Raw genomic sequence first — 13,525 nt, 5'->3', positions numbered from 1 at the left:
CGAAATTATGGGGTCAATATTTTTATTGAATTTACGTTTTTATCGAATAGCGATAATACTGAAAAAAAGGAGTTCGACATGACGACTGGAGCGCAAGCCTTGCTGGCGGCCTTGCAGGTGGAAGGCGTGGAGGTGTGTTTCGCCAATCCCGGCACGACGGAACTGGACGTCGTGCGGGCGTTCGACGCCGTGCCCGGCATGCGCTGCGTGCTGGGCCTGCAGGAGAACGTCTGCACCGGCGCCGCCGATGGCTATGGGCGCATGCGCGGCGCGCCGGCGGCCACGCTGCTGCACCTGGGGCCCGGCTTCGCCAACGGGATCGCCAACCTGCACAACGCCCGGCGCGCCCATACCCCCATCGTCAACCTGATCGGCGACCACATGAGCTGGCATCTGCCGTTCGATGCGCCGCTGACTTCCGATATCGAGTCGCTGGCGCGGCCGGTGTCGGGCTGGGTGCACCGGGTGGCCAGCGCCGGGGATGCCGCGCGGGCCGGCCGGGAAGCCGTGCGCGCCAGCCTGGCGCGCGGCGGGCAGGGCGCGACCGTGATCTTCCCGGCCGATTTCCAGGTGGGCGAGGCGGGCGCGAGCGATGAAGCCGCCGGTGCCGATGCCCGCGCGGAACCCGTGGCCGCCCCCGACCTCGAGGCCTGCGCCGCGCGGCTGAAGTCCGCGCGCAAGGTCCTGTTCCTGCTGGGAGGCGGGGGGCCGGCCAGCGGCCTGGGCGCCCGCGGGCAGCGGGCCGCCGCCCGGTTGTGCGCCGCCCTGGGCGCGTCGGCCTATGCCGAGACTTTCCCGTCGCGCGCCGAACGCGGCGGCGGCCTGCCCGATTTCGATCGCCTGCCGTACTTCCCCGAGCCCGCCCGGGCGGTACTGGACGAAGCGGATGTGGTCGTACTGGCCGGCGCGCTGCCGCCCGTGACCTACTTCGGCTACGAGGGCCACCCCAGCCGGATGGTGGAGTCCGGCCGGCTGCTGGCGCTGGGGGCGCCGGGCGAACCGGTGGCGGACTACCTGGAGGCGCTGGCCGGGATGCTGGGCGCGCCCGCCTGGCAAGACGCCGCGCCGGCGCCCCTGCCGGCGCAGCAGGGCCGGCTGACCCCCGCGGCGGTTTCGGCCACGGTGGCGCGCCTGCTGCCCGGGGACGCCATCGTTTCGGTGGAGGGTGGCACCTGCGGCTATCCGTTCTACGCCGCCTCGGCCGCCTCGGCCCGCCACACCGCGCTGACCAACACCGGCGGCGCGATCGGGCAGGGCCTGCCGGTGGCGCTGGGCGCGGCGATCGCCAGCCCCGGGCGCCGGGTGGTGGCGCTGCTGTCGGACGGCAGCACGCAGTACACGGTGCAGACGCTCTGGTCGCTGGCGCACGAGAACCTGCCGGTGGTCGTGCTGATCGCCGCCAATCACCAGTACGGAATCCTGCGCAAGGAACTGGCGCGCGGCGAGCAACCCGGTCCGCAGGCCGAGGCGCTGACCAGCCTGGACCGGCCGCGCATCGACTGGACGCGGCTGGCCGACGGCTACGGCGTGCCGTCCAGCCGGGTCGAGACGGCCGAGGAACTGGCCGAGGCCTTCGCCGCCGCCTGCGCGCGTCCCGGGCCGACCCTGATCGAAATGCAGCTGTAGTGCCGCTGGCCCCTGGGGGCCGCGCCGATAACGATTGATTGGAGAAATGATGGACCTAGAACTGAAAGGCCGCGCGGCGGTCGTGACGGGCGGCAGCCTGGGCATAGGACGGGCGACCGCCGAGGCCCTGGCGGCCGAAGGCGTGAACGTGGCGATCGTCTCGCGCAACCAGGCCCAGCTCGATGCGGCCGCGCGCGAGATCCGCGCCGCGCATGGCGCGGACGTGCTGCCAGTGGCGGCCGACGTGTCCGATACCGCGCAGGTGGCGGCAATGATGGATCGCGTGGCCGCGCACTTCGGCCGCCTGGACATCCTGGTCAACGGCGCGGCCCATCCGGGCGGGCTGGTGCGCAGCGAGATCGAGCTGGCCGATCCCGAGGGACTGCTGCAGGACATCAACATCAAGGTCGTGGGCTACATGCGCTGCGCCAAGGAAGCGGCACGGCACATGAAGGCCGGCGGCTATGGCCGCATCGTCAACATCGGCGGCCTGACCGGGCGCGGCAGCAAGCAGCTCTCGGGCATGCGCAACGTGGCCGTGTGCCACATGACCAAGACCCTGTCGGACCAGCTCGGGCCTCACGGCATCACGGTCAACGTGATCCACCCCGGCGTGGTCGATACGCCCCACATCCGCGAGCTGTACGAGAAGGAAGCCGCCAAGCAGGGACTGAGCGTGGACGAGGTCGAGGCCAACTACGTCCGCGCCACGCCCATCCGGCGCACGCTGACGCCCGCCGAGATCGCCGACACCATCCTGTTCCTGGCCTCGCCCCGGGCGGCCGCCATCACCGGCGAGTCGATAGGCGTGGACGGCGGCATCACGCGCGGCATTTTCCTTTGAGCGGGAGAAGAACCATGCAAGGCACGCTATTGGTGGGAACGGCCGGACAGGGCATCCTGCGCAGCGTCGACGACGGCGCGAGCTGGCACCGGCTGGGCCTGAAGGAAGCCATCGAGTTCGACGGCGTGGTCCGCTGCCTGGCGGTGGACCCGGCCGATCCGCGCCGCGTGTTCGCCGGGGCCGATTGCGGCATCTGCCTGAGCACCGACGGCGGCGCGCATTTCACGCGCATCGCCTCGCCCGCGGACGGCATGACGGTCTGGGCCCTGGCCATCGATCCGCGCGATCCGTCCGTGGTGTACGCCGGCACCGGCGCGCCCTCGCGCGCGGCCATGTTCCGGTCGCTGGACGGCGGCGCGAGCTGGACCCGGCTGCCGCCGGAGATCCCGGAGTTCTGCCGGGGCGTGAACCGGCCGCGCATCCTGGCCATCTGCGTGGATCCGGCGGTGGCGGGCGAGGTCTGGTTCGGCGTGGAGGAAGGCGGCGCCTGGCGCAGCGGCGACCGCGGCGACACCTGGACGCGCGTCGACCAGGAGGGCGCGCGCGAAGGCGCGATCGCCAATCCCGACATCCACGGCGTCACCATTCTCGCGCCGGCGGACGGGCAACCCAGGAAGACGCTGGTGCTGTCGGTCAACACCGTCTATGCCAGCACCGACGACGGGCGGACGTGGGTGGGAGAACCCTCGCGCCTGCGCTTCGACGGCATGTACTACACCCGCACCGCCCAGCCCCTGGCCGACGGCAGCGCCTTGCTGCTGGCCATCGGCGACGGTACGCCCGGCACGCGCAGCCACATCTACCGCTCGGCCGACCGGGGCGCGACCTGGGAGCGGGCGCTGCTGCATGCCGCGCCCAATTCGACCTTCTGGGCCTTCGGCACGCACGCGGCCGATCCGCGCTTCGTGCTGGCCGGCACCAAGTACGGCCACCTGTTCCGCTCCATGGATGGCGGGCGCAGCTGGTTCAAGGACTGGCGCGATTTCAGCGAGATCACCTCGGTCGCGTGGACGCCCCACGTGGCGCCGGTGCACGCGCATCCGCAGTCCATCGTCTGAGGAGACACGCCATGCAGGATATCAAGCCCCGGATCACCCGCACGCATCTTTCCCTGTTCGTGGCCGACCCGTTCAAGTCGGGCCCCTGGTACGAGGACGTGCTGGGCATGACCGAGACGGCGCGCGGCGAGAAGTGGGTGTTCCTCTCGTTCGGCGTCAAGCACCACGACATCGCGCTGATCCGCGCCGAGTCCGCCGACGGCTCGCCGCTGTCGCGCGGCCAGATCAACATGCAGCACTACGGCCTGGAGATAGACGGCGACGTCGACGAGCTGCGCCGCCTGTACGGGATGTTGCTGCGCAAGGGCGTCGAGGTGGTCAAGACCACCGACCACAAGGTCGGCTATGGCGTCTATTTTCACGATCCCGACGGCCACCGCCTGGAATTCTTCTGCCACACGGTGCACGACGACGAAGAGGGCAAGCGCATCCTGCACCAGTATCACGCGCCCAGCGACCCCATCGACCTGCGGCCGCTCTGAACCCTTATCGAATCACGGAACCCATCATGAAATCCCCCAACTTCGGCCCCTACCATATCCGCAAGTGGTACCTCCAGATCGAGGACACGCTGGCCACCGAATCGGGCATGCCCGCCGACGGCGACCCGCTGCGCAAGATCGTCGTGGGAGTCGTGCTGCACAATCCCTACGCCGGCCGCCACGAGGACAACCTGGGCGCGTACATCGAGCCCTCGAACCTGCTGGGCGTGGAGTTCGGCCGCCGCATCCAGGAGGCGGCCGCCGGCACGCCCATCGAAAGCTACGGCAAGGCCTGCCTGGTGGGCGCGGACGGCGAGTACGAGCACGGCAACGCGCTCCTGACCACGGTGTTCGCCAACCCCGTGCGCGACGCCCTGGGCGGCGGCCAGTCGTGGGTGCCGTCCACCGGCAAGCGCGGTGGCCCGGGCACGGTCATCGACATTCCGTTGGCGCACAAGGACGCGCTGTACGTGCGCTCCCACTACGACACGGTGTCGGCCATGTTCAACGATGCGCCCAACCGCGATGAAGTGCTGATCGCCTTTGCCTTCGCCACGCGCGGCCGGCTGCATGCCCGCCTGGGCGGCTTGAAGGCGAGCGACATCGTCGGCGACGGGCTGAACTGACATGGACCGCCGCGACCATACTGTCCGTTGCGCGGGCCTGAACCTGCACGTCGCGGACTGGGGCGATGCCGGCGGCTGGCCGGTCCTGATGCTGCACGGCATACGCAGCTTCGCCGACACCTTCGAGGGGCTGGCCGGCGCGCTGCAGCCCGGCTACCGGGTGCTGGCGCTCGACCATCGCGGCCGCGGACAGAGCGACTGGGACCCGGGCCACAACTACTACACCGATGCCTACGTCCAGGACGTGCGCGCGGTGGCCGAACAACTGGGGCTGTCCCGTTTCGACCTGCTCGGGCACTCCATGGGCGGCATCAATGCCATCGTCTACGCCGCCGCCCATCCCGACCGGGTGCGCAGGCTGGTGGTCGAGGACGCCGGACCGGGCGCCTTCGACGACAGCGATGGCGCCCGGCGTATCCGCGCGGAACTGTCCCGCACGCCCGAGTCCTTCGCCGACTGGGGCGAAGCCGAGGCCTTCATGCGCGAGATCCGGCCCACGGTGACCCCCGAGGCCATCGCGGCGCGGCTGCGCCACATGCTGGAGCCGGATGGCGGCCGCCTGCGCTGGCGCTATGACCATGCGGGCATCAAGGCCGCCCGGCTCGATCCCGACCCGGCCCGGGTGGTCGACCTGTGGCCGCCGGTCGAGGCGCTGCGTTGCCCCACGCTGGTCCTGCGCGGCGGCCGGTCGGACTACCTGAGCGTGGCGACCGCCCAGGCCATGGAGGCGCGCAATCCCGCGGTTGCCTGGCGGGAGATCCCCGATGCGGGCCACTACGTCCACGACGACCAGCCCGAGCGGGTCGCGCGGGCGGTCACGGAGTTTCTGGGCGCGGCCCCCGCGCCCTGAGGAGATGCACATCATGATGGTGGAAATGCGGACCTACACGCTGGTGCCGGGCGGCGGCGCGGAATACCTGCGCATCTACAAACAATCCGCCCAGGCGTTGCAGACGCGCATCCTGGGCAACCTGGCCGGCCTCTACCAGTCCGAGACCGGCGAGCTCAACCAGCTCATCTTCCTGTGGGCCTACGAATCGCTGGACGAACGCGCCAGCCGCCGCGCGGTGCTGGCCGCGGACGCCGAGTTCGCCGCCTTCCGCAAGTCGGTCCGGCACCTGCTGGTGCGGCAGGAAAGCCGCATCCTCGCGCAGGCCTGAGGCGCATCGGAGAACAGGGATGAACAAGTCTTGCGACGTGCCCGTGCTGGTCGTCGGCGCCGGTCCGGTGGGCGCGACGCTGGCCAACCTGCTGGGTACCTACGGGGTCGGCACGCTGCTGGTCGACCGCAGTCCGGCGATCCTGGAATATCCGCGCGCGGTAGGCCTGGACGACGAGGCCATGCGCACCTTCCAGGCCGCCGGCCTGGCCGAGGCCATGCTGCGCGACATGATCCAGAACGTGCCCATGCGCATGTACGGCGCCCGCAAGCAATGCTTCGCCGAGATCCTGCCCGCCACGCGCGAGTTCGGCTGGTACCGGCGCAACCTGTTCTCGCAGCCCCTGGGCGAACAGACCCTGCGCGCCGGCCTGACGCGCTTTCCCCACGTCGCGCTGGAGCTGGGCGTGGAACTGGTGGCGCTGGAGCAGGACGAGGGCGGCGTCACCGCGACGCTGCGTCGCGAAGACGGCGGCGAACGAAAGGTGCGCGCCGCCTACCTGCTGGCCGCCGACGGCGGCCGCAGCACCGTGCGCGAAGGGCTGCTCAAGCTGCCCTTCGGCGGCCAGACCCACGCCCACAAATGGGTGGTGATCGAGTGCGACCAGGACCCCCTGGACGCGCCCTATACCGCCCTGCATTGCGAGCCCGCGCGTCCCTATGTCTGCCTGAAGCTGCCGTATGGCCTGCGCCGCTGGGAGTTCATGCTGTTCGACGGCGAGGACGAAAGCCAGATCCTCGACCCGGCCAAGGTGCGCGAACTGCTGGCGCCGCACGTGCCGGATCCGGACGCGTTGAACGTGATCCGCGCGCGCGTCTACACCCATCATTCGCGCATTGCCGGGTCCTTCGTGGTCGGACGCGTCTGTCTGGCCGGCGACGCGGCCCACCTCACGCCGCCCTGGATCGGGCAGGGGCTCAACGCCGGCCTGCGCGACGCCTGCAACCTTGCGTGGAAGATCGCGTGGATCGTTGGCGGCCGCCTGCGTCCGGAGGCGTTGCAGTCCTACCATGACGAGCGGCACGCCCATGCCAAGGCGATGATCGACCTGGCCGACCGGTTCGGCGCGGTGCTGTCGCTGCGCAACCGGTGGCTGGCCTGGCTGCGCGATGCGTTCTTCGGCGCCATCCGCGGCATACCGGCCGTGCGCGACTACGTGCTGCAGATGAAATTCAAGCCCATGCCCCGGTATCGCGCCGGGGTCGTGCAGGACAGCGGCCAGGCGGCGCGCGACGACCGTGTCGGCCGCATGTTCATCCAGCCAATGGTGGAGAAGGACGGCGGCGATTTCCAGAAGCTCGACGATGCGCTCGGCCCCGGGTTCGCGCTGCTGGTGCGCGCGCCTGCCGTGGCGCTTCCGGACCGGCTGGGCGAGGCGCTGCGGCGCCTGGACTGCCGGCTGGCCGCCGTCGCGCTGCCCCGCAGCGGTCCCGCGCCGGGTTCGCGCCCGCCGGCCCCCGCCGGCATGAGCCTGCTCGAAGATACCGAGAATGCGCTGCACCGCTGGTTCGCGGCGGCGGGTGCCGATTGGGTGCTGCTGCGTCCCGATCGCTACGTGGCGGCGGCCGGCAGGCACGCCGATCTGCGCGGCGCGCTGGAGCGTTTCGTCGCCGAATTCCTTCCGGCCCTGCCCGAGCAGGCATCCGCCACGCCCGTCCTGGAGGCCGCCGCATGAACGCGCCGAACGAGACCCCCACCCATGCGGCGCGCAACGTGCTGTTCATCATGTGCGACCAACTGCGGGCGGATGCCTTGTCGTGCTATGGCGGGGGCGGCGCCCTGCACACCCCCAACATCGACCGCCTGGCCGGGATGGGCGCGCGCTTCGAGCGCGCCTACGTCAGCGCCGCGGTGTGCGGGCCGTCGCGCACCTCGTACTACACCGGCCGCTATCCCGGCTCGCATCGCGTGACCTGGAACCGCGTGCCCATGCCGGCGGACGAATGGAGCCTGGGCGACTACCTGGCCGAGGCGGGCCGCGACTGCTGGCTGCTGGGCAAGACCCATTTCGTGCCGGACCGGCGGGGGCTGGCCGCGCGCGGCCTGTCGGCCGAAGGCGCGGCCGGCGAGCGGTTGATGGAAGGCGGCTTCAAGGTGCTGGAACGCTACGACGGCCATTTCGAGATGGACGCGGGCAGCGGCTATCGCCGATACCTGATCGAGCACGGCTACGACCGCGACCGGCCCTGGGAGCGCGACGTGATCGGCAGCACGGGCCCGGACGGCAGCTTCGCCACGGGCTGGCTGCTGCGCAACGCGGGCCTGCCGGCGCGGGTGGCCGAGCGCGATTCGGAGACCGCCTACCTGACCGACCGGGCGATCGATTTCATCGCCGGGCAGGGCGAGCAGCCGTGGGTGCTGCACCTGTCCTACATCAAGCCGCACTGGCCCTACAAGGCGCCCGCGCCCTACCACGACATGTATTCGGCGCGGGATGCCGCCGCGCCGGTGCGCGGCCAGGCCGAGCGCGAGCGGCCCCACCCGGTGCACGGCGCCTACCAGCGCCACGAGGAGTCCCTGTCGTTCGCGCAGGACGAAGTCTGGCGCGCCGTGCGGCCCGTCTACATGGGGCTGGTCAAGCAGATCGACGACCACGTCGGCCGCCTGCTCGACCACCTGGAACGCGCGGGCCGCCTGCGCGACACGCTGATCGTCTTCTGTTCCGACCACGGCGACCTGCAAGGCGACCACTGGCTGGGAGAGAAGGAGTACTTCTTCGAAGGGGCGGTGCGCGTGCCGCTGATCGTCTACGACCCGTCGTCCGCCGCCGATGCGCGGCGCGGCCAGGCCGTGGCCGAGACGGCCGAATGCGTGGACGTGGTACCCACCATCCTGGATGCGCTGGGTCTGCCGGTACCCGCGCATCGCGTCGAGGGGCTGTCGCTGCTGCCCTGGGTGCGCGGCCAGGCGGGAACGCCCCCACGGGAATTCGCCGTTGGTTTCCTCGACTACGCCTATCGCGAGGCGCGGCTGTTCCTCGACCGCGGCGTGACCGGGTGCAACGGCATGATGCTGGCCGACGGCCGCTACAAATTCATCTATTGGCAGGGGTTCCGTCCGCAGTTGTTCGATCTGCGGGAGGATCCGGGCGAGTTGCGCGACCTGGCCGAAGAGGCCTGGGCCGCGCCGGTCCTGCGCCGCATGGGCGAGGCGCTGTGCGACTGGAACTGGCGCCGCCAGCGCCGCTGCACCGAGACCTTCGAGCAGGTCGCCGCCCGCACGCATGCGCACGAACGCATGATGAACATCGTCATCGGGCGCTGGTGAGCCCGCTTCCTCGTGGTGGCCGGGGTGTCCCGGCGTCGCCGTTTTCGGAGAGCATCATGGCAAGTCTGAAGTCTCTTTTCGTCTTTCTCGCGCTGGCCTGCACCCTGTGCCTGCCGGCCCGGGCCGAAACGCCCTGGGGGCCTGAGCAGGTCCGCATCGTCGTTCCCTATCCCCCGGGCACCGAGCCCGACGTGCTGGCCCGCGACCTGGGCAACCAGCTCGCCAGGCGTACCGGCAAGGTGTTCGTGGTGGAGAACAAGCCCGGCGCCAATGCCATCATCGGCGCGGGCAACGTGGCGAAGTCGGCGGGCGACGGTTCGACCCTGCTGATGGTCGACCGGCTGGCGCTGGTCGCCAATCCCTTCTTGTACGCCAACCTGCCCTACGACTGGCGCAAGGAGCTCAAGCCCGTTGCGGACGTCGGCCACATCGACCTGTACGTGGCCGTGCGCAGCAGCCTGGGCGTGAACGACTACAAGGGCTTCATGGAGAAGGCGCGCACCGGACGCGGCGCCATCAACGTTGGCACCGGCGGGAATGGCCACGTATCCCACCTGGGCATGGCCATGCTGGCCGCTTCCGAGGGCGTGGATTTCACCTACGTGCCCTTCAAGGGCGTGGCGCCCGCGCTGACCGCGCTGCTGGGCGGCGAGGTCGACGCCTTGATGGCGGGCGGCCTGGTGATGAGCCAGCAGGCGCAGGGCGGCAAGATCAAGGTGCTGGTGAGCGGGGCGGACCAGCACAGCGGCTTCATGCCCGAGGTGCCGACGCTGGCCGAGGCCGGCGGCAAGCCCGGGTCGATTCCGTCGACGGTGTTCTCGGTGTTCGCGCCGGGCACGATGTCCGACGCGCTGGCCGCCCACATCAACAAGGAGATCCGCATGGCGATGGACGATGCGGCGCTGCGCGGCAACTACGGCAAGCGCGGCGTGGAGATCCGCGTACCGGCTCCCGAGCAGACCCGCGCCGAGATGGAGCGGGACGCGTCCGTATACGGACCGCTGATCAGGAAACTGGGCGTGACGGCGCAATGACGAATCTTGGAACCAGGAGCACGGATATGTACCGCAAGCTGTCCTTCTACATCGATGGCGAATTCATCGAGGACGCCGGCGGCCCCGGCGGCGAGGTGATCAACCCGGCCAACGGCCAGATCATCGGCCGTCTGCCGCACGTGGGCGCGGCCGAACTGGATCGTGCCATCGCCGCCGCCGAGCGCGCCTTTCCCGGCTGGCGGCGCACTTCTCCGCTGGCGCGGTCCGACCTGCTGCGGCAGGTGGCGGCGCTGGTCCGCGCGCGCGCCGCGCGGATCGCTCGGGACATCACGCTGGACGAAGGTAAGCCGCTGGCCGAGGCCCTGGTCGAGGTCGAGTCCTGCGCCGAGCACGTGGAGTGGCACGCGGAGGAATGCCGGCGCATCTACGGCCGCGTGATCCCGCCGCGCCAGCCCGGCGTCCGGCAATGGGTGGTGCGCGAGCCGATCGGCGTATGCGCGGCCTTCTCGCCATGGAACTTCCCGTTCGCGCAGGCCATCCGCAAGGTGGCCGCCGCGCTGGCGGCCGGCTGCACGCTGATCCTGAAGGGACCCGAGGAATCGCCCAGCGCGGTGGTCGCGATCGCCGAGCTGTTCCACGATGCCGGTTTTCCGCCCGGTGTGTTCAACATCGTCTGGGGCGATCCCGCGGCGATTTCCCGCCACCTGATCACCGCGCCGGCCGTGCGCAAGATTTCCTTCACCGGGTCGGTGCCGGTGGGCAAGCAACTGGCCGCGCTGGCGGGCGCGCACATGAAGCGGACGACGATGGAGTTGGGCGGCCATTCCCCGGTCCTGGTGTTCGCCGATGCCGACATCGACCGGGCGGCGGCGATGCTGGCGCGCTTCAAGCTGCGCAATGCCGGCCAGGTGTGCGTGTCGCCGACCCGCTTCTATGTCCAGCGGGCCGCCTATCCGCGTTTTCTGGATGCTTTCGCGCAAGCCATGGCCGGGACCCGGCTGGGCGACGGCCTGGAAGAAAACACGCAGATGGGGCCGCTGGCCAACCCCCGCCGCGTGGCCGCGATGGCTGCGCTGGTCGAGGACGCGGTGGGGCGGGGCGGCCGCGTCGTGACTGGCGGTGGCCGGCGCGACGGACAGGGGTTTTTCTTCGCCCCGACGGTGCTGGCGGACCTGGCCGACGATGCGCGCATCATGCAGGAGGAACCCTTCGGCCCGGTGGCGCCGGTGGTGCCCTTCGACACCGAGGACGAGGTCTTGCGGCGCGCCAACGCGCTGCCGTTCGGCCTGGCTTCATACGTCTTCACCGAGTCGCTGAAGACGGCCACGCGCGTGGCCGACGGGCTGGAGGCCGGCATGGTGAACATCAACCATTTCGGCATGGGTCCGGCGGAAATCCCTTTCGGCGGGATCAAGGACAGCGGGATGGGAACCGAGGGCGGCACCGAGACCTTCGACGGCTACCTGGTGACCAAGTTCATCACGCAGGTCTAGGCTTCCCCGGCTTCGGGTCCGGCGCGCAGCATCCGGATGGCGAGTTCGCAGGCGGGGTGGCGCTCGCCGGCGCGCAGCAGGATGGCGCCTATCTGCTGCGGCGGCAGCGCCAGTCCTTCCACGCAGGACACCGTGCCTGATTCCACCAGCCGCCGCGCCTCGCTGCGCGGCGCCAGCGCCAGCACCGGCTGGGTCTCCACCAGCCGGATATCGCCCGGCCCCAGCGTGGAGACGATGCCGGGCGCGGGCGGCGTCAGGTTCTCGGCCAGGAACGCCTGTTCCACCAGATGGTGGGCGAAGGTGCCCGGCGGGGGCAGTACCCAGGTCTGGCCCGAGAGTTCTTCCAGGCTGGCCGTCCTGCCCGCCAGCGGATGCTGGCGGCCGCACACGACCGCGTAGCTTTCGCTGTACAGCGGGTGGTACTCGAAGTCGGGCAGGCGGAATCCCGCGTCGCAACGCCCGAACGCCATATGTATGGACTTGGCCGCGAGTTCGCTGTGCATCTGCTCGCGCGTGCCGTGGCGCAGGCTGACGCGCACGCCCCCTTCGGCCAGGGCATAGGGCAGGGCCGTCGCCACCACCGCTTCGGCGATGCGGGTCAGGCCCAGGCCGAGCGGCGAGTCGCCGGCGCGGCCGCGGCGGGCGGTATCCCGCTCCAGGTCTTCCACGTTGCGCAGGATCGCGCGAGCCCGCTGCAGGGTCGCCTTGCCGGCGGCCGTCCAGGCCAATCCGTCGGGAGTGGGCTCGAACAGCGGGTCCTGCAGGATGTCGCGCAGGTCGCGGATGGCCTTGGAGACGGCGGGCTGGGTGATGTGCAGCAACTGGGCCGTGCGCGTGACGCTGCCGAGTTCGCCCAGCATGACGAGCAGGCGCAGGTGGCGCAGGGTCAGTCGGCGGATGAGGTCGCTCATGGGCATAAACCGCGGGTTATGGGCGGCACGGTGCTTTTCATTATCCCGGTGGCGAGGGGCTCCCTAGAATGAGTGCTCCATCCCGCTTTGGAGACGACGATGCTCACCCGGCGCCACTTCCTTAGTGCTGCAGCGGCATCCATGATGACTTGCCGCGCGGTACGCAGTCAACCGGTCACGCGGCTGCGGCTGCTGGTGGCCGGGCCTGCCGGCGGCGCGGTCGACGTGGCCGCCCGCATGGCCGGCGACCAGTTGCGCGGCGCTGGCTATCTGGCCATCGTCGAGAACCACGCCGGCGCCGCCGGGCAGATCGGTGTCGAGGCCCTGCTGCGATCGCCCGCCGATGGCGGAGCCGTGCTGGTCACCCCGCCCGGGGTGTTCACGATCGCGCCCCGCGTCAACGCCGGCCTGGGCTACAAGATGAGCGACGTCGCCTGCCTGACCACGTTGTGCGGCTACCAGTTCGGTTTCGCGGTCGGCGCCGCCGCGCCGGCGCGCACGATGGCCGATTTCCTGGCCTGGGCCAAGGCCCATCCCGCCGAGGCGTCCTATGGCACGCCGGGCGCGGGCACCGAACCGCATTTCATCGGCACCGAGATCGAACGTCTGTCGGGCGTGCCTCTGATCCATGTGCCTTACCGGGGCGGGGCACAGGCGTTGAACGATATCTCCGGCGGTCACCTGCCGGCCGTGATCTCCGCCCTGCCCAATCTCGTGACGCCCTACAAGTCGGGCAAGGCCCGGGTGCTGATGATGACAGGCTCGCGGCGCAGCCCTTTCATGCCCGACGTCCCCACGGTGGCGGAGTCCGGGTTCCCTGATCTTGCCAGCGATCTGTTCTATGGCGTGTACACGCAAGCCGCCGTGCCGGCCCCGGTCCGGCAGGCCCTGACCCAGGCCCTGGTCAAGGCCTGCCAGGCACCGGCCTACCGGGAGGGGCTGGAGCGCATGTCGCTCGATCCGCTGTCCCTGTCCAGCCAGGAGCTCGATGCCTCCATGCGCGCCATGGACGCCAAGTGGGCCGCGGTGGTCAAGCGCACCGGTTTCTCGCTGGAGAAATGAC

13 protein-coding genes are annotated in these 13,525 nt (G+C 70.5%); 12 read left to right on the top strand and 1 reads right to left on the bottom strand.

Annotated features, from left to right (window positions below):
• The first annotated feature begins 78 nt into the window (after positions 1-78).
• From AC1Q6E_RS05820 to AC1Q6E_RS05770, 11 genes are read left to right on the top strand one after another with little or no spacing between them, the layout of a single operon-like run.
• Entirely contained in the window at positions 79-1,626 is a 1,548-nt protein-coding gene (locus AC1Q6E_RS05820; protein ID WP_492572377.1) for an acetolactate synthase large subunit, read from the top strand.
• Positions 1,627-1,675: 49 nt separating this feature from the next.
• The gene (locus AC1Q6E_RS05815; RefSeq protein ID WP_492572376.1) at positions 1,676-2,470 is read left to right on the top strand and encodes an SDR family NAD(P)-dependent oxidoreductase; all 795 of its coding nucleotides are present in this window, start codon (positions 1,676-1,678) and stop codon (positions 2,468-2,470) included.
• A 14-nt stretch (positions 2,471-2,484) separates the two neighbouring features.
• Entirely contained in the window at positions 2,485-3,528 is a 1,044-nt protein-coding gene (locus AC1Q6E_RS05810; RefSeq protein ID WP_492572375.1) for a WD40/YVTN/BNR-like repeat-containing protein, read from the top strand.
• An 11-nt stretch (positions 3,529-3,539) separates the two neighbouring features.
• Positions 3,540-4,010 (top strand): VOC family protein, encoded by a 471-nt coding sequence (locus AC1Q6E_RS05805; protein WP_152797527.1) that lies wholly within the window; start codon positions 3,540-3,542, stop codon positions 4,008-4,010.
• Positions 4,011-4,036: 26 nt separating this feature from the next.
• Entirely contained in the window at positions 4,037-4,636 is a 600-nt protein-coding gene (locus AC1Q6E_RS05800; protein WP_296555591.1) for an amino acid synthesis family protein, read from the top strand.
• Between the two features lies 1 nt (position 4,637).
• A complete protein-coding gene (locus tag AC1Q6E_RS05795) occupies positions 4,638-5,486 on the top strand; it encodes an alpha/beta fold hydrolase (RefSeq protein ID WP_492572374.1) in 849 nt (282 codons plus the stop codon).
• Between the two features lie 13 nt (positions 5,487-5,499).
• Complete coding sequence (locus AC1Q6E_RS05790; protein WP_152797524.1) at positions 5,500-5,796, top strand: NIPSNAP family protein; 297 nt, start codon at positions 5,500-5,502, stop codon at positions 5,794-5,796.
• Between the two features lie 19 nt (positions 5,797-5,815).
• The gene (locus tag AC1Q6E_RS05785) at positions 5,816-7,471 is read left to right on the top strand and encodes a bifunctional 3-(3-hydroxy-phenyl)propionate/3-hydroxycinnamic acid hydroxylase (RefSeq protein WP_492572373.1); all 1,656 of its coding nucleotides are present in this window, start codon (positions 5,816-5,818) and stop codon (positions 7,469-7,471) included.
• Positions 7,468-9,063: a sulfatase-like hydrolase/transferase gene (locus AC1Q6E_RS05780; RefSeq protein ID WP_152797522.1), complete on the top strand. Its 1,596-nt coding sequence runs from the start codon at positions 7,468-7,470 to the stop codon at positions 9,061-9,063. The genes AC1Q6E_RS05785 and AC1Q6E_RS05780 overlap by 4 nt, the downstream gene beginning before the upstream one ends.
• 56 nt (positions 9,064-9,119) lie before the next feature.
• The gene (locus AC1Q6E_RS05775; RefSeq protein WP_296555584.1) at positions 9,120-10,097 is read left to right on the top strand and encodes a Bug family tripartite tricarboxylate transporter substrate binding protein; all 978 of its coding nucleotides are present in this window, start codon (positions 9,120-9,122) and stop codon (positions 10,095-10,097) included.
• A 26-nt stretch (positions 10,098-10,123) separates the two neighbouring features.
• The gene (locus AC1Q6E_RS05770) at positions 10,124-11,551 is read left to right on the top strand and encodes an NAD-dependent succinate-semialdehyde dehydrogenase (protein WP_152797520.1); all 1,428 of its coding nucleotides are present in this window, start codon (positions 10,124-10,126) and stop codon (positions 11,549-11,551) included.
• Here AC1Q6E_RS05770 and AC1Q6E_RS05765 read toward each other — a convergent pair.
• Positions 11,548-12,462 carry a LysR family transcriptional regulator gene (locus AC1Q6E_RS05765; RefSeq protein ID WP_296555582.1) on the bottom strand — a complete coding sequence of 305 codons (915 nt, stop codon included), beginning with the start codon at positions 12,460-12,462 and terminating at the stop codon, positions 11,548-11,550. The genes AC1Q6E_RS05770 and AC1Q6E_RS05765 overlap by 4 nt on opposite strands.
• Positions 12,463-12,603: 141 nt before the next feature.
• Between AC1Q6E_RS05765 and AC1Q6E_RS05760 the strand changes: the two genes are divergently transcribed.
• Positions 12,604-13,524 carry a tripartite tricarboxylate transporter substrate-binding protein gene (locus AC1Q6E_RS05760; RefSeq protein WP_296555581.1) on the top strand — a complete coding sequence of 307 codons (921 nt, stop codon included), beginning with the start codon at positions 12,604-12,606 and terminating at the stop codon, positions 13,522-13,524.
• The last annotated feature ends 1 nt before the right edge of the window (position 13,525 follow it).

The organism is Pigmentiphaga sp. MLSB6-MA01, assembly GCF_058793475.1.
Note: the sequence above shows the minus strand (reverse complement) of the source record. Positions and strands in the feature narration are given on the sequence as shown.

Bases quoted from the DNA above. Each gene is read 5' to 3' on its own strand.
- AC1Q6E_RS05805 (WP_152797527.1), top strand. From the start codon at position 3,540: ATGCAGGATATCAAGCCCCGGATCACCCGCACGCATCTTTCCCTGTTC.
- AC1Q6E_RS05820 (WP_492572377.1), top strand. From the start codon at position 79: ATGACGACTGGAGCGCAAGCCTTGCTGGCGGCCTTGCAGGTGGAAGGC.
- AC1Q6E_RS05765 (WP_296555582.1), bottom strand. From the start codon at position 12,462: ATGAGCGACCTCATCCGCCGACTGACCCTGCGCCACCTGCGCCTGCTC.
- AC1Q6E_RS05770 (WP_152797520.1), top strand. From the start codon at position 10,124: ATGTACCGCAAGCTGTCCTTCTACATCGATGGCGAATTCATCGAGGAC.
- AC1Q6E_RS05785 (WP_492572373.1), top strand. From the start codon at position 5,816: ATGAACAAGTCTTGCGACGTGCCCGTGCTGGTCGTCGGCGCCGGTCCG.
- AC1Q6E_RS05790 (WP_152797524.1), top strand. From the start codon at position 5,500: ATGATGGTGGAAATGCGGACCTACACGCTGGTGCCGGGCGGCGGCGCG.
- AC1Q6E_RS05810 (WP_492572375.1), top strand. From the start codon at position 2,485: ATGCAAGGCACGCTATTGGTGGGAACGGCCGGACAGGGCATCCTGCGC.
- AC1Q6E_RS05780 (WP_152797522.1), top strand. From the start codon at position 7,468: ATGAACGCGCCGAACGAGACCCCCACCCATGCGGCGCGCAACGTGCTG.
- AC1Q6E_RS05775 (WP_296555584.1), top strand. From the start codon at position 9,120: ATGGCAAGTCTGAAGTCTCTTTTCGTCTTTCTCGCGCTGGCCTGCACC.
- AC1Q6E_RS05795 (WP_492572374.1), top strand. From the start codon at position 4,638: ATGGACCGCCGCGACCATACTGTCCGTTGCGCGGGCCTGAACCTGCAC.
- AC1Q6E_RS05760 (WP_296555581.1), top strand. From the start codon at position 12,604: ATGATGACTTGCCGCGCGGTACGCAGTCAACCGGTCACGCGGCTGCGG.
- AC1Q6E_RS05800 (WP_296555591.1), top strand. From the start codon at position 4,037: ATGAAATCCCCCAACTTCGGCCCCTACCATATCCGCAAGTGGTACCTC.
- AC1Q6E_RS05815 (WP_492572376.1), top strand. From the start codon at position 1,676: ATGGACCTAGAACTGAAAGGCCGCGCGGCGGTCGTGACGGGCGGCAGC.